This window comes from Mycobacterium sp. 852002-51961_SCH5331710 (genome assembly GCF_001665535.1).
Classification (GTDB): Bacteria; Actinomycetota; Actinomycetes; order Mycobacteriales; family Mycobacteriaceae; genus Mycobacterium.
The window spans coordinates 1-21,759 of record NZ_LZSQ01000128.1 but is presented as its reverse complement, the minus strand read 5'-3'; the positions used below and the strand labels follow the sequence as shown (position 1 = coordinate 21,759).

Annotated in this window: 19 protein-coding genes; 13 read left to right on the top strand and 6 right to left on the bottom strand. The window is 66.8% G+C overall.

The window, feature by feature from the left end; translation table 11 throughout:
* Window positions 1–24 precede the first annotated feature (24 nt).
* Window positions 25–843 carry an FkbM family methyltransferase gene (locus A5752_RS25255; protein WP_067091792.1) on the bottom strand — a complete coding sequence of 273 codons (819 nt, stop codon included), beginning with the start codon at window positions 841–843 and terminating at the stop codon, window positions 25–27.
* Between the two features lie 179 nt (window positions 844–1,022).
* Here A5752_RS25255 and galE point away from each other — a divergent pair, with 179 nt between their 5' ends.
* The 5 genes from galE (at window position 1,023) to A5752_RS25230 (ending at window position 9,036) form a co-directional block, all read left to right on the top strand.
* Window positions 1,023–1,979, top strand: coding sequence for a UDP-glucose 4-epimerase GalE (gene galE, locus A5752_RS25250; RefSeq protein ID WP_067091953.1), 957 nt, complete (start codon window positions 1,023–1,025; stop codon window positions 1,977–1,979).
* Window positions 1,980–2,199: 220 nt separating this feature from the next.
* On the top strand, window positions 2,200–4,203 hold the full coding sequence (locus tag A5752_RS25245) for a hypothetical protein (protein WP_156614164.1): 2,004 nt from the start codon (window positions 2,200–2,202) through the stop codon (window positions 4,201–4,203).
* Window positions 4,204–4,284: 81 nt separating this feature from the next.
* The gene (locus tag A5752_RS25240; protein ID WP_067091788.1) at window positions 4,285–5,640 is read left to right on the top strand and encodes a hypothetical protein; all 1,356 of its coding nucleotides are present in this window, start codon (window positions 4,285–4,287) and stop codon (window positions 5,638–5,640) included.
* 145 nt (window positions 5,641–5,785) lie between these two features.
* Window positions 5,786–7,894 carry a phosphate acetyltransferase gene (pta, locus tag A5752_RS25235; protein ID WP_067091951.1) on the top strand — a complete coding sequence of 703 codons (2,109 nt, stop codon included), beginning with the start codon at window positions 5,786–5,788 and terminating at the stop codon, window positions 7,892–7,894.
* A complete protein-coding gene (locus tag A5752_RS25230) occupies window positions 7,894–9,036 on the top strand; it encodes an acetate kinase (RefSeq protein ID WP_067091787.1) in 1,143 nt (380 codons plus the stop codon). Before pta ends, A5752_RS25230 begins: the two co-directional genes overlap by 1 nt.
* Here the strand turns inward: A5752_RS25230 and A5752_RS25225 are convergent.
* Window positions 8,971–9,417 carry an STAS domain-containing protein gene (locus tag A5752_RS25225; RefSeq protein WP_067091784.1) on the bottom strand — a complete coding sequence of 149 codons (447 nt, stop codon included), beginning with the start codon at window positions 9,415–9,417 and terminating at the stop codon, window positions 8,971–8,973. The two genes, A5752_RS25230 and A5752_RS25225, sit on opposite strands and share 66 nt — an antisense overlap.
* A 362-nt stretch (window positions 9,418–9,779) precedes the next feature.
* Between A5752_RS25225 and A5752_RS25220 the strand changes: the two genes are divergently transcribed.
* Entirely contained in the window at window positions 9,780–10,145 is a 366-nt protein-coding gene (locus A5752_RS25220; protein ID WP_067091782.1) for a group I truncated hemoglobin, read from the top strand.
* 3 nt (window positions 10,146–10,148) lie between these two features.
* Here the strand turns inward: A5752_RS25220 and A5752_RS25215 are convergent, their stop codons facing one another.
* From A5752_RS25215 to glnX, 3 genes are all read right to left on the bottom strand, one after another.
* The gene (locus tag A5752_RS25215; protein WP_067091780.1) at window positions 10,149–12,413 is read right to left on the bottom strand and encodes a serine/threonine-protein kinase PknG; all 2,265 of its coding nucleotides are present in this window, start codon (window positions 12,411–12,413) and stop codon (window positions 10,149–10,151) included.
* A complete protein-coding gene (locus tag A5752_RS25210; protein ID WP_067091778.1) occupies window positions 12,413–13,375 on the bottom strand; it encodes a glutamate ABC transporter substrate-binding protein in 963 nt (320 codons plus the stop codon). The genes A5752_RS25215 and A5752_RS25210 overlap by 1 nt, the downstream gene beginning before the upstream one ends.
* A gap of 62 nt (window positions 13,376–13,437) precedes the next feature.
* Window positions 13,438–14,757, bottom strand: coding sequence for a protein kinase G-activating protein GlnX (gene glnX, locus A5752_RS25205; RefSeq protein ID WP_067091776.1), 1,320 nt, complete (start codon window positions 14,755–14,757; stop codon window positions 13,438–13,440).
* A 111-nt stretch (window positions 14,758–14,868) separates the two neighbouring features.
* Here glnX and A5752_RS25200 point away from each other — a divergent pair, with 111 nt between their 5' ends.
* Window positions 14,869–15,369: an NUDIX hydrolase gene (locus A5752_RS25200; protein ID WP_067091774.1), complete on the top strand. Its 501-nt coding sequence runs from the start codon at window positions 14,869–14,871 to the stop codon at window positions 15,367–15,369.
* Here A5752_RS25200 and thiE read toward each other — a convergent pair.
* Window positions 15,353–16,024 (bottom strand): thiamine phosphate synthase, encoded by a 672-nt coding sequence (gene thiE / locus A5752_RS25195; protein ID WP_067091772.1) that lies wholly within the window; start codon window positions 16,022–16,024, stop codon window positions 15,353–15,355. The genes A5752_RS25200 and thiE overlap by 17 nt on opposite strands.
* A 133-nt stretch (window positions 16,025–16,157) precedes the next feature.
* On the opposite strand from thiE, the gene thiO reads away from it, so the two are divergent.
* Genes thiO through A5752_RS25165 form a run of 6 tightly spaced genes read left to right on the top strand, consistent with a single transcriptional unit; the run spans window position 16,158 to window position 21,754 of the window.
* The gene (gene thiO, locus A5752_RS25190) at window positions 16,158–17,189 is read left to right on the top strand and encodes a glycine oxidase ThiO (RefSeq protein WP_197500731.1); all 1,032 of its coding nucleotides are present in this window, start codon (window positions 16,158–16,160) and stop codon (window positions 17,187–17,189) included.
* The gene (gene thiS, locus A5752_RS25185; protein ID WP_067091770.1) at window positions 17,186–17,383 is read left to right on the top strand and encodes a sulfur carrier protein ThiS; all 198 of its coding nucleotides are present in this window, start codon (window positions 17,186–17,188) and stop codon (window positions 17,381–17,383) included. Before thiO ends, thiS begins: the two co-directional genes overlap by 4 nt.
* Complete coding sequence (locus tag A5752_RS25180) at window positions 17,376–18,134, top strand: thiazole synthase (RefSeq protein ID WP_067091768.1); 759 nt, start codon at window positions 17,376–17,378, stop codon at window positions 18,132–18,134. Before thiS ends, A5752_RS25180 begins: the two co-directional genes overlap by 8 nt.
* Window positions 18,131–18,904, top strand: coding sequence for an SGNH/GDSL hydrolase family protein (locus tag A5752_RS25175; protein WP_067091766.1), 774 nt, complete (start codon window positions 18,131–18,133; stop codon window positions 18,902–18,904). Before A5752_RS25180 ends, A5752_RS25175 begins: the two co-directional genes overlap by 4 nt.
* Window positions 18,905–18,932: 28 nt before the next feature.
* The gene (locus tag A5752_RS25170) at window positions 18,933–20,468 is read left to right on the top strand and encodes a M28 family metallopeptidase (RefSeq protein WP_067091764.1); all 1,536 of its coding nucleotides are present in this window, start codon (window positions 18,933–18,935) and stop codon (window positions 20,466–20,468) included.
* Window positions 20,465–21,754, top strand: a complete 1,290-nt coding sequence (locus A5752_RS25165; protein WP_082964062.1) for a M28 family peptidase — start codon at window positions 20,465–20,467, stop codon at window positions 21,752–21,754. Before A5752_RS25170 ends, A5752_RS25165 begins: the two co-directional genes overlap by 4 nt.
* Window positions 21,755–21,759 lie beyond the last annotated feature (5 nt).

The window sequence follows — 21,759 nt, the reverse complement described above, 5'->3', positions numbered from 1 at the left end:
GGAAGTCGTTCCGCGAGTTGCTGATCAGCGGTAAGCAAACAAGTAATCCCTTGCCCACGGCCGGGGGTCATTCTCCCGCCTTCGTACAGTGAATCCCGCATCCACCAACAATTCGTACACAGCTGCCTTCGTCCGGTACGCGTCGTCGCCGGTTTCCTGTGCCAGAAAATCGTGGCAGCCGATCGCTGCGTTGCGAACCAGCGGTAGAACCTCCGAAGCGCCCTGCAGCGCAGGTAATTCCGCACCTTCGATGTTCATTTTGAGGAAGTCGATCCGGTCCAGGTCGTATTTGCGGATCACTTCGGTAAGCGTCATCGCAGCGATTTGAAGTCCCTCCGACCCGATCCTGTTCTCATAGCTGAGTTCGGTTGGGAGGTTGCTGATCATGACAGGTGTGGCGGAATCCATCACTGCGACGTTGAGTAGCGCCACATTGTCTGCTCCGTTCAACAGACACGCGCGTTTCAGAGTCGCGAACGTGGCGGGATGCGCCTCGATGGCAATGACTTTGCCCGCTGGTCCGACCCACCGCGAGAAGGGCAGCGACTCTGACCCGATGCCCGCCCCGATGTCGAGTACAACGTCGCCGGGCTTCACGGTGTAGTGAGGCAGGAAGACATCCTTGGTGAAGGCCTCGCACTCTTCGATACCCATCCCCTGGAGCCGCTCGGGTAGTGGCATGACGCCACCCGGCGTGTACTTGGACCAGAGGCCAGAGGGGCGGTCATAGACGAACCGTGCCTGTTGGCCGGCGAGTTTTGCCCGTCGGTTGGCCACGACCCCAATCAGTGATCGGCCGGGTCCACGATCGAGCGCGCGATAAATCACGTGCTTGAGCGTCACCTCGCGACATTAACATCGCTGTTGACAGGCACCATGCCCATTGCTTATTCCGCCAGAATGGCAGCAGCGATTCAGTCCAATTGATTGGATCTGCACGGGTTCGGTACCGGTGCCCTCGCGGCCTCGCTCGATCGTCGCCGACGTTCGTCCGAGCACGGAACACGATTTTGGAGTATGCGGTGAGAGTGCTCGTCACGGGCGGGGCAGGTTACATCGGAGCGCACGTCGTCAGGGCGTTGAGTGGTCACGACGTCGGGGTGATCGACGACCTCTCCACTGGGAGTCGTGGTCGTCTGGCGCCCGACACGCCTCTTTACGAAGGCTCCGTGCTCGACACTGCGTTCGTCGAGTCGTCGCTGCGCGCCTTTCGCGCGGAGGCGGTCGTACACATTGCAGCGAAGAAGGCTGTAGACGAGTCGGTCGCCGACCCGCTCTTCTATTACCGCCAGAACGTCACCGGGATGCAGAATCTGCTCGAGGCGATGGTCAGCGCGGGGACACGCTGCTTCTTGTTCTCGTCAAGCGCGGCGGTCTACGGAGAGCAGGCCAGGAGTCCGGTCAACGAGGCCACTCCGACTGTTCCTTCATCGCCCTATGGGTGGACGAAACTGATCGGTGAACAGATGCTCTCCGATGTTGCAGCCGCGCACGGAATCAGCTGGTCGGCGCTGCGCTACTTCAACGTCGCCGGTTCCGCCGCGCCAGAGCTGGCCGACCGCGGGGAGAACAACCTGATACCGAGGGTCTTTCGGGCGATCAGTTCGGGCGTCAATCCCAAGGTATACGGCGCCGACTATCCAACGCCGGACGGCTCGTGCGTTCGCGACTACGTTCATGTCGACGACGTCGCAGAGGCTCATGCCGCGGTGCTGAACCGAATGACCGTCGGCGATTTGTCCGCCGTCTACAACATCGGTACCGGCAGAGGCACAAGCGTCTTCGAGATCATGGCTGCGGTGCGGCAGGCTACCGGGATCGACTTCGAGTGCGACGTCATCGAGCGTCGACCTGGCGATCCACCGGACGTGGTGGCCGACCCCGCGAAGATCCGTTCCGAGCTCGGATGGCAGTCCCGCCATGACCTTGCCAGCGCTGTCGGCAGCGCATGGCGGGCGTGGATCACCAACGATGGTTGACCGGCTTGCGGCACGACATGACGGCACTAATGCGATTGGCCCGAAGATCGACTTCGATACAGCTTCGATCTGCTGCCCGTAATTGTCGTTAGCGCTACTATCAGTCGACTCAAAGGTGTGCGGGGGTGCCATTCGTCGAGCATGTGGCGTTCGCCCGGTCTGCGTAGGAAGGTACGTCTTGATACGGCGTATAGCGTCATCGCTCGTCGCGATCGGATGCGTGGCTGCCATGCAGATGCTGGGCACGGGCGTCGCGACTGGTCAACCTGCTGACGACGCTTCGGCGCCGGTGGTCACCACGTTCGGCTGGCAGCAACTCGGCATCAACCAGCAGTTGTCCTTCGTCGGCCACGACATGACGCAGAAACTGTCGATACCAGTACCGCAGGGCCTTGTGCCGACCGCGCTTTCGGGTGTCATCGGGGCCGTCAACAACGTTCCCTCAGGCGTTATCGAAGCCCAGACACAAGACGGACGGTTTGTAGGCTCGGTTCCGATACCGCTCGTGCCTCCCGGCCAGCCGCCGGTGCCGTTCAGCTTCGACATCGGTGCGGTTCCTGTCATCCACGGCGAGATCCAATTGAACCTGGTCTTACGCGTGAACGACGACGAGGTATGCGATCCGCTGCCCACGCTGGTCATGAGCGACTTGAGCGCAGCTTTCGCCGGCGCGCAGCAACCTCCCACGACGATCGAGGAGTTCCTCCCGGTCATCGCGCCGGTTGTCGACCTCTACGTCGATCCCGCACCGACGGACGCCGAGAAGTCCGCGACGCTGAACCTCGTCGCCGCAGTGTCCAGGTACTACCAGCCCGCGACCGTACCGGTGAACGTACGCCCCCTGCCCCGGACGGAGGCGGGACCGCCACCGGAACGAGATCCGTCGGTGCGATCAATCGTCATCCGGGACGTCGACGAGCCGAAGCCAAGCGTAAGGCTGATCACGGACGCCGGTGCGCCCTATCTTCTGATCTCCGGGCAGGGTGAGAACCTCGTGCAGCAGGCCGGCCTGTTCCGGGACGGACTCCAGAAGTTGGCCCAGACCGACGTTGCCACGATCGAATCCACTGATATCGCAACGGACGGGCAAGCGCCCAGGACATCGACATTCGAGCAGCTTCGCATCGGTGGCAACACGGCGGTGCTGGGCGAGTCCTACATCTTCATGAACATCAGCCCCGCACTGTCCAGAGCCAACCGATTGGGCGCGGTCGATGTCCGCCTGTTGGCGAACTACACGCCGGTCGACGAGAAGGAAAAGGGGACGATGGTCGTCACCGCCGGCGACCTCGTGCTGGTCACCGCTCGTCTCGACTCTTCCGGACGAGTGGACAGCCGCTTCTCGATCCCCGCCGACGTCGCAGCCCGGGACCAGGACCTGACGGTGACGGTCCGATACGAGCCGGGCCCTGGTTGCAATCCGTTCACCTTGCCGATGAACTTCGAGATAGATCCGAAGTCAACCGCAACTGTCCGGCCCGGTGGCACCGTGGCGATGGGTGGATTCGCGGCGCTCCCACAGGGATTCGTCCCTCGGTTCCAGGTAGCACTCGATGACAGCGATCCCGACCAACTTGCCCACGCGGCACGGATCATCGGGCTCATCCAGCGACTCACTTCGACGGCGTTGAGACCCGAGGTGGTCAGCATCGAGGACGCCGCATCGAGCGATACCAGCGCGCTGATCATCGGCAGTGCACAGACGGTGGAGGAGAACGATCTCGATCCGCCGATAGCCCCTCGGGGCGGTATGTCCGTTGTGGATATGCCCTCTTCAGCCGTCATCGACATACCTACCGGGCTGGCGGCCCTTCAGACTTATGCCCAAAACAATCGAACGATCGTGCTGCTCACCGCGTCGGGTCCGTGGACTCTGGCCAACCCGCTCTTCGACTACCTCGCAGGCCTGCCCAGAGGTTGGAGAGATCTGAGCGGCGACGTGCTGGTGGTCGGTCAGCAACTGGTTCCCCGCGAGCTGACCGTACGTGCCGACGGGCCGGTGATGGAGGGGGCCGGAGCGGTGGACTCGGATTCGGCCACCCAGCAATCGAACACACGTGACTGGTACGAGTGGGCGGTGCTGGGCGCCGGCGTGCTTGTGATTCTCGCCCTCATAGCGGGCGCGTTAGTCGCACTGCTGAGGAGACGCCCGCGGGCCGATGCAACGGCCGGTTCTTCGCCAGAACCACCGGAATCCTCCGCACCGCCAGCTCAGCCTCGGTGACCGACCCGACGCTGTAATTTGCCAGAAGGTCGCGATCTCGTGATATCTTGACGGCGATTTTGGTGGAGCGGGGGACTGCCGATGCGTCGGACGATTCAGATCGAATTCAACGAGTTGAGTCCGATGCTGATAGACGAGTTCATCAGTGCGGGAGAGTTGCCGAACTTTCGGCGGCTGCGCGATTCGTCCGCGGTTTTCATCACCGATGCCTCTGACGAGATCAACCTCGAGCCGTGGACACAATGGCCCACCCTGCACAGCGGCATCGCAGACCGGGACCACGGTATCCAGCATCTCGGAGAGGCTCATCGACTCAACGGTCGAGGAATCGCGCGTGAGCTGGCTGATGCCGGATTCAAAGTCGGTGTGTTCGGCTCCATGAATATGGACTACGGGCCTTTGGACGGTTTTGTGGTTCCTGACCCTTGGAACCCGGGTGCGACTCCCCATCCCGCCCGATTGAAGGCGTTCACCGATTTCGTGGTTTCGGCTGTGCAGGAGAACTCCGCGAACAGATTGGACAAGCGGGCGGCGGTGCCATTCCTGGGCTACTTGGCCACCCACGGTCTGACGCCGGCCACCGGCGTCTCGACGGTGCGACAGCTCGTCGCCGAGCGCCGAGACCCAGGGCTCAAGTGGCGGCGATCCATTGTCCTGGACGCTATTTCGTACGACGTATTTCGCAATCTCGTGCGCACCCACGAGGTTGCCTACGCGACGTTCTTCTCCAATTCGACCGCCCACTTCCAGCACTATTTCTGGCGGAATTTCCGGCCCGGGAGTTTTTCGGCGCCGCCACCGCCCGAGGACCACCCTTCCCTGGCCGATGCCGTGCTCGCCGGCTACCGCAATTACGACCAGCTCATCGGACGCTTCCTGGTCGACTTCCCGAACGACCGGTTGATCTTCGCCACCGCACTGAGCCAGAAGCCATGGGACACAACCAAATGCACCTACCGGCCGAAGGATTTCGACCGGCTGCTCAGAGTCATGGACTTGGATCCGTCCCGCGCCTCGATCGCGCCCGTGATGGCCGAGGAGTTCTTGCTGTCGTTCTCCGATCAGGCAGCGGCCGACGAGGGCATGACCCGGTTGGCGGGCTCTCGGGTGGGCGAACAACCGCTGTTCCGGTTCGAGCAGGCTGACCCGTTGAGAGTCAAGGTTGGATGTGCGATCAACGAATGGTCCCCCGACCTACGGGTGATTACTCTGCCGAACGGTGAGCACGTGCCATTCGACGACCTGTTTTATCGAATACACACCATCCGTAGTGGCCGCCACCATCCTGATGGCTGCTTCTGGGTGCAATGCTCCACACCTCACAAGCGCGGGGAAAAGATACCGCTCACGGCCGTGGCACCCACGGTTCTTCGACTCTTCGGCGTCGACCCTCCCACTTACATGAAAGATCCGGCGGTCGAGCTCGCTTCTGAGTGAGTGATCGAGATCGTCTACTCCTATCGCGGCGCGCCCACGGAAGAAGTTCCGCTAACGTCGCGTGGGCAGGTTTCGGCGTGAACCAGTAAGGCACTGACGTCGGGAACGCGTCATTCAGCACCTAGGGAGTCGCAAGCGAGTGAACATTTCTTCCGGCCGCGAGCGCTCATCAAACTCAGGGTCTTCGCGCGAGCGCTCATCCGCCATCTACGTCGCCTCCCCCGAAGGGGACACCGGCAAGTCCACGATCGCGCTGGGCATCCTGCACCGATTGACGGCTACCGTGGCCAAGGTCGGCGTTTTCCGGCCGATCACCCGGCTCGGCGAGGACAGTGACTACATCCTCGAGCTGCTGCTGACCCACACGACGGCCGGCCTGTCCTACGACGAGTGCGTCGGCGTCGGCTACGAACAATTGCACGAGGACCCCGACGGCGCCCTGGCCGAGATCGTCGACCGCTACCACCGGGTGGCCGATCAGTGCGATGCGGTGCTGATCGTCGGCAGCGACTACACCGATGTCGCCGCGCCCAGCGAGCTGTCGACAAACGCCCGGATCGCGGCCAACCTCGGCGCCCCCGTCGTGTTGGCGATCAAGGCCAAAGACCGCAGCCCCGAGCACGTCGCGCAGATCGTCGACATCTGCCTCAGCGAGATCGCCGCCCAGCACGCGTACACCGCGGCGGTCGTCGCCAACCGCTGCGACCCCGCCCAACTCTCCGCGGTGCTCGACGCGCTGAAAGGTTTTGAACCGAAGTGTTACGCCCTGCCCGAGGAACCGCTGCTGGTCGCCGCGTCGGTCGCCGAACTGCAGGACGCCGTCGAGGGCACGTTGATCAGCGGTGACCCGGCGCTGCTGTCCCGCGAGGCCATGGACCTCATGGTCGCGGGTATGACGGCCGAACGCGTACTCGAACGGCTCAGCGAGGGCGTAGCCGTCATCGCAGCAGGCGACCGATCCGACGTCGTGCTCGCGCTGGCGAGCGCCCATGCCGCCGAGGGCTTTCCGTCGCTGTCGTGCATCATCCTCAACGGCGGACTCGAACTGCACCCCTCGATCGCTGCGCTGGTGGCCGGCCTCGGGCTGCGGCTGCCGATCATCGCCACCAGATTCCGCACATTCGAAACGGCCAGCCGGGTGGCGTCCGCGCGCGGCCGCGTGACGGCGACCTCCGTTCGCAAGATCGACGCCGCCATCGCCCTCATGGAAGCCCATGTCGACGTTGCCGATCTGCTTGCGCAGCTGGCGATCCCGATCCCCGAGGTCGTCACACCCCAGATGTTCACCTACAAGCTGCTGGACTGGGCGCGCTCGGACCGCAAGCACATCGTGCTGCCCGAGGGCGACGACGACCGCATCCTGACCGCGGCCGGTCGGCTACTGTACCGAGGCGTCGCCGAGCTGACCATCCTCGGCGAGGAGCCCGCGATCCGCGCGCGCGCAGCGGAATTGGGCGTCGATATCTCCGATGCGACCGTCCTGGACCCGCAGACCAGCGACCTGTGCGACAAGTTCGCCGAACAGTACGCCGAGATGCGCAAGCACAAGAGCGTCACCGTCGATCAGGCCCGCGAGATCATCCACGACGTCTCCTACTTCGGCACCATGCTCGTGCACAATGACCTCGTCGACGGCATGGTCTCCGGCGCCCGACACACCACCGCGCACACTGTTCGGCCCGCCTTCGAGATCATAAGGACGCTGCCGGACGTCTCCACAGTGTCCAGCATCTTCCTGATGTGCCTCGCCGACCGGGTGCTGGCCTACGGCGACTGCGCGATCGTGCCAGATCCCACCGCCGAACAACTGGCGGACATCGCGATCTCCTCGGCGCGTACCGCCGCCAGCTTCGACATCGAACCCCGCGTCGCGATGCTCTCCTATTCGACGGGCACCAGCGGAACGGGTGCCGACGTCGAGAAGGTCCGGGAGGCAACGGAATTGGTCACGCAACGCGAGCCCGACCTGCTGGTCGACGGGCCCATCCAGTACGACGCCGCAGTTGATCCGTCCGTCGCCAAGTCGAAACGGCCCGACTCGAAGGTGGCCGGTCGCGCCACGGTGCTGATCTTTCCCGACCTCAACACCGGGAACAACACATACAAGGCCGTGCAGCGCAGCGCGGGTGCCATCGCGATCGGACCGGTACTGCAAGGCCTGAAGAAACCCGTCAACGACCTCTCCCGCGGGGCGCTGGTCGAGGACATCGTCAACACGGTGGCGATCACCGCGATCCAGGCGCAGACCCTCTGATGGCCCGCAGCGTCCTGGTCCTCAACTCAGGCTCTTCGTCGCTGAAATTCGCTGTCATCGAACCGGATTCGGAGACGATGGTGGTGGACGGCATCGTCGAACGCATCGGCGAGGGGCAGGTACGCGATCACGCGGAGGCCCTGCAGTCGGCGTTCGACCAGATGGCCGAGGCGGGCAAGCGTCTCGACGAACTCGACCTCATCGCCGTCGGGCACCGCGTCGTGCACGGCGGCCCGGACATCTACGAGCCGACTCTCGTCGACGACGCCCTGGTCGCCCGGATTGACGAGCTCTCACCCCTTGCGCCGCTGCACAATCCGCCAGCGCTGCTCGGAATCGAGGAGGCCTGCAAGGCGCTGCCCGACCTGCCCCACGTCGCGGTCTTCGACACCGCGTTCTTTCACGACCTGCCCGCGGCCGCATCGACCTACGCGATCGACCACGACATCGCCGAGCAGTGGCATATCCGCCGCTACGGCTTCCACGGCACCTCGCACGAGTACGTCAGCCAACAGGCCGCCGAGTTCGTCGGGGCGCCCCTCGAGTCGCTGCGCCAAATCGTGCTGCACCTGGGCAACGGTGCGTCCGCCTCGGCCATCGTCGGTGGCCGCCCGGTAGACACCTCCATGGGCCTGACGCCGATGGAGGGCCTGGTGATGGGAACCCGTTCCGGCGACATCGATCCCGGGGTGCTGTTCTACCTCTGGCGCACGGCCGACATGAGCGTCGAGGACATCGAGGAGATGCTCAACCGCCGCTCCGGGGTCCGTGGGCTCGGCGGCGAGGTCGACTTCCGGGTGCTCCACCAGTGCATCGACGACGGGGACGCTTCTGCGCAACTGGCCTACGACGTCTACATCCACCGGCTGCGCAAGTACGTCGGCGCCTACCTGGCGCTGCTCGGCACCACCGACGTCATCACCTTCACCGCCGGGGTGGGGGAGAACGACGCCGCGGTGCGGCGCGACGCACTGAGTGGAATGGCGCCGCTGGGGATAGAGCTCGACGAGGCCCGCAACGCCAGCCCCGAGAAGACGGCCCGGCGGATATCGACCGACAGCTCGCGGACGACGGTGCTAGTTGTTCCCACTGATGAGGAGCTCGCGATCGCCCGCGCCTGCACGCACCTCGTCGAGCACTGAGCGCGGATTCTCGAGCGGCAACTCCTCGGCCGAATCACAGATCGCCAGCAGCCGGCGCACCTGCCTGCCGCAGCGCACTTGCCAGTCGATGCCGTTGCGGCCACAGATGACGTTGATGTAGTGCAACGCGGCGAAGCCCGCGGTGCCGAAGAAATCGACGAGCCGCAGATCGATCACCAGCCGCCGCGTGCCCGCGACCTGACCCTCCACGTAGGTCGCCAACGCCCGGCTGTTGGTGGCATCGATCTCGCCATCGACGGTCACGAGGACCGTCGAACCATGCCGGTGGGACGCGGTGAAGCTGGCGCGGTGGTGGTGTTCACACTGATCGAAGGACCGGGGGTCGGGTCGGAAGACCCGACAGGTTCCTACAGCGGACACGGTGCACTCCTGTTGTCGAGATGCAATTGAAACCGCGGATGCCGTCAGCGGCGCCTAACCAAACCTCAGCCGCACTCGGGAATGCTTCCCCGATGACCTCTGCAGTTGGCTGTGACCTCAACCTGTGATGCAGATTACTACGAAATCCGCGCCTTGACCATTGAGTCTTACGACATGGGCAGATCCTGTAAAAAGCCCCTGCCGAGCTAGGTAGTTTGCTGACACCGCGACTGATTTCGTAGGTTCATACGCCCCCCGGGTGGCGGCTGTGAGGAGGAATTTGCCCGGCCGGCAACCGGCCGAAATCAGGATGCAATGCCCGTCGTCTTGAGTGTGCTTATCCGTGTGACGAAGGGACACCCATGCCGAGCATCTACGAACAGATCGGCGGTCGTGAAGCACTCGAAGTGGTCGTCGAGGACTTCTACGGCCGCGTGCTGGCCGACGACGAGCTGGCCGGATTCTTCACGGGCACGAACATGTCGCGGCTCAAGGGTCGGCAGGTCGAGTTCTTCGCCGCCGCCCTGGGAGGGCCCGACCCCTACACGGGCGCCCCGATGCGCCAGGTTCATCAGGGCCGCGGGATCACCATGCATCACTTCAACCTCGTCGCCGGCCACCTGGCGGACAGCCTCGCCGCGGCCGGGGTGCCCTCGGGCACGGTAGGCGAGATTCTCGCCGCCATCGCCCCGCTGAGCGACGAGATCGCGAGCGCGAGCGTCGCCTGACCGTCAGAACGTGCTCGTCGGGCGGACGCTGTTGGCGAGGTCGACGAGCGCGTAACGGTGGGCCTGCGTCGGCGCCACCCGCGCTAGGGCGCGCAGCGAGGCCTCCACGCCCAGCTGCAACCCGTGCTCGGTGAATGGGAAGCCGAGGATGTGGTTGGTGCTCGCGGTGTTGTCGGCCAGCCAGTCCATCGCGGTTCCCAGCACCAGCGCGCGGATCTGCAACACCCGCGGCTCGGTATCGGGCAGCGCCTCGACGCGCCGCGCGGCGTCCCGGATCTGCTGTTCGGTGATCTCGCTCGACGAGCGGCCGGACAGCAGCGTGACGGCGCTGGTCAACCTCGCCGTGGTGAAATGACGCGACATCGCAGGCACCTTGTCGAGCGTCTTCACCGCTTCGTTGCGTTCACCGGCGGCCGACTGCGCGCGCGCCAGCCCGAACCCCGCGGAGATCACACCGTTGTCGGTGGACCACACGGTGTTGTAGAACTTGCCCGCGTCCTGGGTTCCGGCCAGCTCGGCGGTGGCCGCCAGGGCCAGCTTCGGCGCCAGTTCGCCCGGCAGGGTGTCCAGCACCTCGGTGAAATGCTTTGTCGCGGAGTCATAGTCGGCAGTCAACAGCTCGGCGACGGCCTTGAACCAGACCAGCCGCCACGGCCAGCCCACCCGCTCGGCGAGGTCGTCGAGTTTGCGGGTGGCCTTGGCGACGTCGCCGAGGTCCAGCAGCGCGCGCACCTCCATCAACGGAAGTTCGACCGAGTCCGACAGGTCGATGCCCTCGGAGTCCAACGCGCCGTGCCTGGCCGCACGCAACTGGTCGAGCGTCTGCACGGGCTGGCTCACCACGCTGGCAGACAACACCGTCGCGCCGACGTCGGTCGGGTCCACCAGCGGGACGGGCAGCGCCCTGACGATCTCCTGCGCGGTCAGGCGCTCGGAGTGCACCTGCCCGTCCAGATAGACGTCGGTGTGTGCGACCAGCAGATCGATGCCGAATGTGGACCGGGTCGGTGAAAAGACGGTCGACAGACCGGGTTTGGGCGAACCGGTGTCCTTGGCCACCACCTCGCGCAACACGCCGAGCAGCTGTCCCGACATCTCGTCGGCGCTGCCGAACCGCCGCCGCGGATCCGGATCGATCGCCCGACGCAACGCCCGGGCGAACGAGTCGTACTCGGCCAGCACCGGATCGTCTTCGGGCAATCCGTCGACGTACCGGCCCTTGCGTGTGCGCAGTTTGAGCGTCAACGCCGCAAGCGTGCGGCCGACGGTGTAGATGTCGGTGGCCACCGTCGGCCCGGTGCGCACGATCTCGGGCGCCTGATATCCGGGAGTGCCGTAGAGGTACCCGAACGAGTTGATGGTCGACACCGCGCCGAGGTCGATGAGCTTGAGCTGCTCCTCGGTGATCATGATGTTCTCGGGCTTGAGGTCGTTGTAGGTCAACCCGATCGAGTGCAGATAGCCGAGGGCGGGCAGGATTTCGAGCATGTACCCGATGGCCTGGGCCACCGGCAGCTTCTCGCCCTTGGCCTGTTTGAGCGAGGTACCCCCGACGTACTCCATCACGATGTAGCCGACCGGGTTGCCGTGTTGGTCGGCGTGCTCGACGAAGTTGTAGATCTTCACGATCCCGGGATGGGTGACCTCGGCGAGGAACTGCCGCTCGGCCATCGCGATCTTCTGTGCTTCGGCGTCGCCGGAATGCACCAATCCCTTGAGGACGACCGGTCGTTCGTTGACGTTGTGGTCGAAGGCCAGATAAACCCAGCCGAGCCCGCCGTGCGCGATGCAGCCCTTGATCTCGTACTGGTCGGCGACCATGTCGCCCGGATTCAGTTGGGGCAGGAACGAATACGGGCTGCCGCAGTGCGGACACCAGCCTTCGGACTGGGCCGGCTTGTCGCTGCTCGATCGGCCAACCGGACGTCCGCAGTTCCAGCAGAACCGCTTCTTCTCCGCGACAACGGGATTCGTCATCAGCGCTTCGAGCGGATCTTTGGCTCGCACCCGTGGGATCTCGACCAGGCCGCCGCCGAGGCGTCGGGTGCGCGACAGCGCCCTCGTCGTCGTGGTGGTGGCGTGCTCCTGGGGCTCGGTGTCCCCGGTGCCCACCGAACCGTCGTCATCGTCGTCGAAGTGCGGACGGAAGACCGCCTCGGTGGCCATCGGGCGGACGGTCGAGCCCGAGTCCATGCCCATGTCGTCGAAGCTCGCGGGCTGGGTGCCGGGGCCCTCGTCGTCGTAATCGTCCAGCGTGGTCTCAGACATCAGTCGGAATACCTCGCGACCGGAGGTGCGGGCGCCGGGCCGAGCACAGTGAGCCACTTGCGGTACAACGTGTTCCAGGTCCCGTCGCGGCGGATCCGTTCGAGCGTGCCATTGACGAACCGCACCAGGCCGGTGTTCTGCCGGTTGACCCCGATGCCGTAGGGCTCCTCGTTCAGGCTCGGGCCGACGATGTGCAGATACGGATCCTGCGACACCAGGCCGGCCAGAATCGAGTCGTCGGTACTGACCGCGTCGACCTGACGCTGCTGCAACGCCACCAGGCAGTCCGCCCACGCCACCACGCCCACGATGATCGGTGGCGGTGTGATTTGGCGGATCCGCTCCAGCGACGTCGTGCCCTTCGCGACGCACACGCGGCGGCCGGACAGATCCGACGCCTGCCGGATCGTTGAATCGCGCGGCGCGAGGATGCGTTGGTTGGCGGTCAGATACGCGGTCGAGAACCCGATCATCTTCTTGCGTTCACAGGTGATGGTCATCGTCTTGACGACGACATCGACCTGATTGTTCTGCAGTGCCGCGATGCGGTCGGCCGACGACAGGATGCGGTACTCCACCTGCGACGGCGTTCCGAAGATGTCGCGGGCGATCTCACCGGCGATGTCGACATCGAATCCGGTGATCTGTCCGGTGATCGGGTCCCGGAACGAGAACAGGTTGCTGCCGATGTCCAGGCCGACGATCAGGCGCCCGCGCGCGCGGATGTTCGCGACGGCCTCCTCTGCCTGGGCCCGGTTGCCGAACGGTCGCAGGCTCGCCGTGCGGTTGCAGTCCTCGGTGTCGTCGTCGGGGGGCCGCACCGGCTGCGGCGGCACCTCCTCCATACCGGCAGGGGTGGGCGGGGGGAGAGTGACGTTGGGCGTCGAGGTCACCGACGCCGCCTGCCCGCACCCGGTAAGCACGAGCGCGGTGAGAGCGAGGGTGACGAGAAGCTTCCTCATCTGCCGTCTGTTCTTCGCGCAAGCGCTCATCAGAGGCTCTCTGTTCTTCGCGCAAGCGCTCATCACCGGTACTCACTCAACCTCGGCCACAACCCCAGCGCCACCGCGATCGCGGCGACGACACTGAGCACCGCGGCGCCGACGGTCGCGCCCGACAGCACCCGATGCGCGTTGACGATGTCGTTGCGCAGTTGACCGCGGCTCTCTTCGATGCCCTGGCTCAGCGCCTCGTCGAGCTTGTTGAACGCCGGCGTCGAGTCGTCCTCCCCGGTCCCCAGCGCGACCTGCGTGGCGGCCTGGTAATTGCCCACGCTGATGTAGGCGTTGATCCGGTCGTCGGCGGCGCGCCAGCGCTTCAACAACTGTTCGGCCTCGCCGAGGTCGGTCTTGTCGATGGCGTCATCACGCGCCAGGTAGTCCGAAAGCTGTTGTTGCATCATGTCGATGCGCTGGTAGTACGACTGCTTGCGCACGGTCTCGTCGCCGCGGCGGATCAGCGACAGCGTCTCGTCGGCGCGGGCCTGCTGCGCGGTGATGGCCAGGTTGGTCACGGTTTTCAGCGATTCGGCCGCGGTGTCCTTGGCGCTGCGGCTGTCCGACGTCGAGATGACCAACGCGGTGCCCACCCAGATCAACATGGTCAGCACCGCAAGGCCGCCCGCGACGAACCCGACGTTGATCCGCCTGCGCGTGCGCCGGGCCAGCCACCGGTTGGCGAACACCCCGAACAGCAGCGTCGCCAGCACCACCAGGATGACCGGTCCGGGAATCCGGGTCGACGCGCTGGTCTCGGCGTCCACCCGCGCCGAAGTCTCCTCGTAGAGCCGTTGCGCCCCCGGCAGGATCTGCGTCTGCATCAGCGCCGACGCCTCAGACAGGTAGGAAGACCCGACCGGGTTGCCCGAGCGGTTGTTGGTGCGGGCGGTCTCGACCAGTCCCGTGTACACCGACAACTCGGCGTTGATCCGCCCGAGCAGCTGCACCAGATCCTCGTCGGTGAGTCCGCTCGACGCCCGCGTCACGGCGACCGAGGCGTCCGTGATCGCCTGCTCGTAGCGCTGCCGGACGTCGCGCGGTTCCGCGCCCGCGATGAACGCCGTGGCCGCGGCGGCGTCCGCCACGGACAACGTCGTGTAGAGCTGCCCGGCCGCGAACGACAGCGGCTCGGTGTGGTTGAGCACCGTCATGAGCGCCTGCTGTCGGTCGTTGATCGTGGTCGACGTGGCGAAGGCGCTCGCGATGACGAGCGCCGACAACACGATTCCGATGGTCAGGATCCGCCCGGGCGTCGTCCACAGAAACCACCAGCGCTGGTGTGCCGGTGTCGACGGGGCCCGCGACGCGAGCGGCTCCGTCGACGGGTGCGCCAACTCCACAGTCACGTGCGCGCGGACCTCATCAGCATCGCTTTCCGGCTCGTCGTTACGACCGCTCCCACTGTATGAAAGAAGTCTAAGAGTTTCCGGCAGGCCGGGCGGCCCTATTGTTGAGGCGTGCATGGCGACGGTGACGGATGGGTGGTTTCCCAAGGCCAGGCCTACTGGGGCAGATACGGCGCGGCCGGACTGCTGCTGCGGGCCCCCGGCCACAACGGGACCGCGGTCGTGCTGCTCCAGCACCGGGCGGCGTGGAGCCACCAGGGCGACACCTGGGGGCTGCCCGGCGGCGCCCGCGACAGCCACGAGTCGGCCGAGCAGGCCGCAATCCGCGAGGCCCACGAGGAGGCGGGGCTGCCCGCCGAGCAGCTGACGGTGCGCAAAGTGGTCCAGACCAAGCTCGTCGCGGGCGACGGGGTCAGCTGGACCTACAGCACGGTCATCGCCGATGCCCCCGCGATGCTGAACACCGTCCCGAATCGCGAGAGCGCCGAGCTGCGCTGGGTGGCCGTCGACGAGGTCGCGGCGCTGCCCCTGCATCCCGGGTTCGCCGCCAGCTGGGAGCAGTTGCGCGACGAGATCGCCTCGATTCCCCTGCTGGTCAACCGGCAGCTCTGAGCGCCGCCTTCAGCGCTGCTGCTGCCGCCTGCGGATCCTCGGCGGCGGTGATCGCGCGGACCACGACGATGCGGCGCGCGCCGGCGGCCGCGACGTGAGGTAGCCGGTCGGCGTCGATCCCGCCGATCGCGAACCACGGCTTGTCCGTGCCGAGCTGGGCGGCGTGGCGGACCAGGTCGAGGCCCGGTGCCGGGCGGCCGGGTTTGGTGGGCGTGGGCCAACAGGGGCCGACGCAGAAGTAGTCGACGGCCTCGTCGACCGCCGCGGCGACCTGATCGGCATCGTGGGTGGACCGGCCGATCACCGGTCGATCACCGACGATGCCGCGCGCCACCCTCAGCGGAAGGTCGTCCTGGCCGAGGTGGAGCACGTCGGCGCCGGCGGCCAGTGCGATATCGGCGCGGTCGTTCACGGCCAGCAGCGCCCCGTGTCGCCGGGCCGCATCGGCGAGCACCTCGAGCGCCTCGAGCTCCTGACGCGCCTCCAATGGACCGAACCGCTGTTCGCCGGGCGAGCCCTTGTCCCGCAACTGGATGAGGTCGACGCCGCCGGCCAGCGCCGCGTCGGCGAACTCCGCGAGGTCGCCCCGCTCGCGGCGGGCGTCGGTGCACAGGTACAGCGACGCGCCGGCCAGCCGTTCCCGAGGTTCGTGCACACCGCGACGCTAGCGACTCGTCGTTCGCAGGATGCCCGGCGGGTAGGGTGGGTGGACGAACGCGGGAGTCCCGGGAGCGGGGACTGAGAGTGGGCATGCGCACCTGCCCTTACCGTCGCACCTGATCCGGGTCATGCCGGCGAAGGGAGGGAAGTTGACCAAAGCAAGCCTGGCCGTGATCGGCGGCGGCGTCATCGGGTTGGCCGTCGCGCGGCGTGCGCTGACCGCCGGCTGGGACGTCCGCGTGCACCGCACCGACGACCGCGGCGCGTCGTGGGTCGCCGGCGGCATGCTCGCCCCCCACAGTGAGGGCTGGCCCGGCGAGGAGAAGCTCCTGCAGCTCGGGCTGGAGTCACTGCACCTGTGGCACGGCGGATTCCTCGACGGGCTGCCCGACGACGTTGTCACCGCACGCGAGTCGTTGGTGGTCGCCGTCGACCGTGCCGATGCCGCGGACCTCAAGACGGTCGGGGAGTGGCTTGCCGCCCAGGGGCATCCGGTGACGGCGACGACGTCCGCGCGCGATATCGAACCGCTGCTCGCCCAGGGCATTCGGCATGGCTTCCGCGCCGAAACCGAACTGGCCGTTGACAATCGGCTGGTGGTGCAGGCGCTGGCCGCACTGTGTGAGCGGCTCGGGGTGCAGTGGGCGCCGCCGGTTGCCGACCTCGCCGCGGTGCAGGCGGACGCCGTCGTGATCGCCAACGGCATCGACGCGCCGAAGCTGTGGCCGGATTTGCCGATCCGGCCGGTCAAGGGTGAGGTGCTGCGGTTGCGCTGGCGTCGCGGCTGCATGCCGGTGCCCCAACGGGTCATTCGGGCGCGGGTGCACGGGCGGCAGGTCTACCTCGTGCCGCGGGCCGACGGCGTCGTCGTCGGTGCCACGCAGTACGAGCACGGCCGCGACACCGCACCCGCGGTGACCGGGGTCCGGGAACTGCTCGACGACGCCTGCGCGGTGATGCCCGCGCTGGGCGAGTACGAACTCGCCGAATGCGCCGCGGGCTTGCGACCGATGACCCCGGACGGATTACCGCTCGTCGAACGCCTCGACGAGCGCACACTGGTCGCGGCGGGCCATGGGCGCAACGGGTTTCTCCTCGCGCCCTGGACGGCCGAACGGATCGCGGCCGAACTCGAGGTAACGGTTGGAGCAAGCAGGTGAAGGTTCTCGTCAACGACGAAGCGGTGGAAGTGGATGCGGCGACGACGGTCTCGGCCCTGCTCGAGCGTCTCGGCTTTCCGGAGAAGGGCATCGCGGTCGCGGTGGACTGGTCGGTGCTGCCGAAGTCGGAGTGGGACACCGCGTTGTCCGACGGCGCCCGCGTCGAGGTGGTGACGGCGGTGCAGGGTGGCTGATACGAAGCTGACCATCGCCGGTCGCGAATTCGGATCCCGGCTCATCCTCGGCACCGGCGGGGCGGCGAACCTCGCGGTGCTGGAGGAAGCGCTCGTCGCCTCGGGCACCGAGCTGACGACCGTGGCGATGCGGCGCGTCGACGCCGACGGCGGTACGGGCGTGCTCGAACTGCTCAACCGATTGGGCATCACGCCGCTGCCGAACACCGCGGGCTGCCGCGGCGCGGCCGAGGCGGTGCTCACCGCGCAGCTCGCCCGCGAGGCGCTCAACACCGACTGGGTGAAGCTGGAGGTCATCGCCGACGAACGCACGCTGCTGCCCGACGCCGTCGAACTGGTCAGGGCGGCCGAGCAATTGGTCGACGACGGTTTCACCGTGTTGCCCTACACCAACGACGATCCTGTGCTCGCCCGCCGGCTCGAGGACGTGGGGTGCGCGGCGGTGATGCCCTTGGGCTCGCCGATCGGAACGGGTCTGGGCATCGCCAATCCGCACAACATCGAGATGATCGTCGAGGCCGCCTCGGTTCCCGTGGTGCTCGACGCGGGTATCGGCACCGCGAGCGACGCTTCGCTGGCAATGGAATTGGGTTGTGACGCCGTTCTTCTGGCCAGCGCCGTGACACGGGCCGCCGACCCGCCGACCATGGCCGCGGCGATGGCGGCCGCCGTCACCGCGGGCCACCTGGCGCGCCAGGCCGGCCGAATCCCGAAGCGGTTCTGGGCGCAGGCGTCCAGCCCTACTCGATGAGTCGTTATGTAGCGCTGGGAAGTTCGATGGCGGCGGGACCGGGAATCGGTCCCCGCGCCGACGGCGCGCCGTGGGCCGCCGGCCGCTCGGCGCGCAACTATGCGCATCTCGTCGCTGCGACGCTGGGCTTCGACCTCGTCGACGCGACGTACTCCGGGGCCACCACCGCCAACGTGCTGCACGAACCGCAACACGGCACGCCGCCGCAGATTTCGGCCCTGGACGGCTCCGAGGAGCTGGTGACCGTGACCATCGGCGGCAACGACGTCGGCTATGTGCCGATGTTGTTCGCCGCGGGCCTGCCGCGCATCGTGCGCCACCTGCCGCTGCTGGGCGGTGTGCTGCGCGCTCAGCTCGACCCGCGGGCGCGCGACGACGCGCTGGCCGAGGTCGGCGCGTCGCTCGTCGAGGTCGGCCGAACCGTGCGGTCCCGCGCACCGCACGCGACCGTGCTGTTCGTCGACTACCTCACGCTGCTGCCGCCGCCCGGTGTGCCCGCACCACCGTTGCCCGACACCGAGGTCGCAACCGGACGCCGTATCGCCGACACCTTGGAGCGGCTGACCGCGGAGGCGGCCGCCGCGACCGGTTGCGGGCTGGTACGGGCTGCCGAGCACAGCCGCGCACACCACGCGTGGTCCGCCGAACCGTGGACGACGCGCTTCGGACTGACCGACTTCCTGAGGCCGGGCAAGCCCGCGCCCCTGCACCCCAACGCCGCGGGTATGCGGGCCGTAGCCGACCTCATCGTCGCGCGGCTGACGGGCTAGCCGTGCGGCGACGCTAACGTAGTGGGCAATGAGCCAATCAAAGGTTTCGAAAACCTCCAGAACCTCGAAAACGATCGCCCTGATCTCGGCTGCCGTCGTCGTGCTCGGGGGCTGCGGCAGGGACAGTGAACCGCAGCCGACAGTGCAACCGCCCACGACGCAGGCGGGGGTGTCACCGGCCGCCGTGGACTTCGCCAGAGGTCTCGCGCAGCGCACGTCCGCCGACGCCATCTACCAGCATCTGGTCCGGCTGCAGCAGATCGCCGACGACAACGACGGCAACCGCGCGCTCGGCACACCGGGTTACGACGCCAGCGTCGACTACGTTGCGAATGCATTGCGGGACAAGGGGTTCGATGTCGAGACACCCGAGTTCGAAGTGCGGCTGCCGTTCGCCGACGAACCCGCACTGACCGTCGGCGGCAACGGGGTCAAGGCCAAACCGCTGAACTTCACCATCGGCACGCCGCCGGGCGGCGTGTCGGGCCCGCTGGTGCTCGCCCGCGTCGAAGACTCGCCGGGCTGCACGGCCTCGGACTACGACGGTCTGCCGGTCAAGGGTGCGGTGGTTCTCGTCGACCGTGGCAAGTGCCAGTTCTCGGAGAAGGAGAAGGCGGCCGCCGAACGCGGCGCGTTGGCGCTGATCGTCGCCAACAACGAGAACAACGACGAGATGGGCGGCACCCTCGGCGAAGAGACCGACGTGACCATCCCGGTCGTCAGCATCACCAAGGCCGAGGGTGATCGGCTCCGGGCCGAGCCGGGCGACGTATCGCTGAAGCTCAACGCGGGTGTGCGCGAGGAACGCACGCGCAACGTCATCGCCCAGACCAAGACGGGCGACACCCACAACGTCGTGATGGCCGGAGCCCATCTGGACAGCGTCCCCGAGGGGCCGGGTATCAACGACAACGGATCCGGCGTGGCCGCGGTTCTGGAGTCCGCGTTGCAACTGGGCAGTTCCCCCGACGTCCAGAACGCGGTACGGTTCGGGTTCTGGGGCGCTGAGGAGGTCGGGTTGTTCGGATCGAACAACTATCTGGAGTCGCTGGATGTCGATGCCCTCAAGGACATCTCGCTCTACCTGAACTTCGACATGGTGGGGTCACCCAACCCGGGCTACTTCACCTACGACGGCAACCAGTCGATCCCGCCCGACGAGGAAGGCGCGATCAGCCGAGTGCCCGAGGGGTCGGCGGGTCTGGAACGCACGCTGGTGGACTACCTCGACGCAGCGGGGAAACCGGCGGAGGACACCAGCTTCGACGGCCGCTCCGACTATGACGGGTTCACCCTCGCCGGCATCCCCTCCGGTGGCACCTTCTCGGGCGCCGAGGAGAAGATGACACCCGAACAAGCCAAATTGTGGGGCGGCGAAGCGGATCAGGCGTTCGACCCCAACTACCACAAGGCGTCGGACAACCTCGAGCACATCGACCGCACCGCCCTCGGCATCCACGGCGCCGGGGTGGCCTACGCCGTCGGCATCTACGCCCAAGACCAGGGCGGCCCGAACGGAATTCCCACGCGTGACCTCCGTGTCCGGCACCCGCTCGCCTCATGAGAACGGGGGCGGCATCTTTCCGCTTTGTCGGTGTGGCGGGAGTCGTGGTCGGAGTCGTCGCGGCCCTGACGTCCTGCTCGTCGCCGGAGCCAGCGCCGCCGTCGCCGCAGGAGGTGGCCGACAAGGTCACCGCGGACGGCATGTACACCCACCTGCACAAGCTGCAGGAGATCGCCGACACCAACGGTGGTAACCGTGCCGACGGCACGCCCGGTTACGACGCGACAGTCGATTACGTCGCACAGTTCCTGCGCGACAAGGGCTTCGACGTCGAGACCCCCGAGTTCGAACTGCTGGACCGCAGCCAGGGCGGCAACCCGTCGATGCGGGTCAGCGGGCGCGAATATCCTGTCGACCAGGCGTCCCTGCTGATCACCACGCCGCCCGGCGGGCTCAACGCCGTCACGCTGCGGCCGACGCGGGCCGCGGGCTGCCGCGCCGCCGACTACGACGGAACGTCGGTACGCGGTGCGATCGCGATCGTCGACGACACCGGCTGTTCGGTCGTCGCCAAACAGAACGCGGCGGTGTCTGAGGGTGCTGTAGGCCTCCTCGTCGTCAGCTCGCCGGGCAGCAGCGGCAGCCCCGCCGGCCTGTTCACCCCCGGCTACTACCAGGACCTGACGGTCCCGGTCGGGGTCATCGGTCGCGAGGCCGACGCCGCGTTGCGGCGCACCATGGCACCGGTGCGACTGGTACTCGACCGCAAACCGGTGATGAAGAAGACCCGAAACGTCGTGGCGCAGACCAAGACCGGCGATGCCCGCAATGTCGTGGTGGCGGGCGCGCATCTCGACAGCTCGGCGGTGAGCCCGGGGATCAACGACGACGGAACCGGCATCGCGGCGTTGCTCGAGACCGCGGCGGCGCTCGGATCCGGGCCGCCGATCGCCAACGCCGTGCGCTTCGCGTTCTGGGCGTCGGAGGAGAATGGGCTGGCCGGGCCGACGAAGTACGTCCAGGGACTGTCCCCGGACGAACTCCGCGACATCGCACTGTATCTGGGCTTCGACATGCTCGGCTCGCCCAACGCAGGCTACTTCACCTACGACGGCGACCAGTCGGCCCAACCCAACCCCGCGATCCCCGCGCAGTCGGTTCCCGAGGGGTCGGCCGGTGTCGAGCGGACGCTGGCCGGCTTCCTCAACCTGGCGGGGGTCCGGCCGGCGGATATGCCGCTGAGCGAATTCACCGACTACTACCCGTTTCTCACCGCGGGGGTGCCGGTCGGCGGGCGCGCGGCGCGGGGGGGGACGGCGCCCAAGCCGCAACCCGGAGACTATTGAAAACA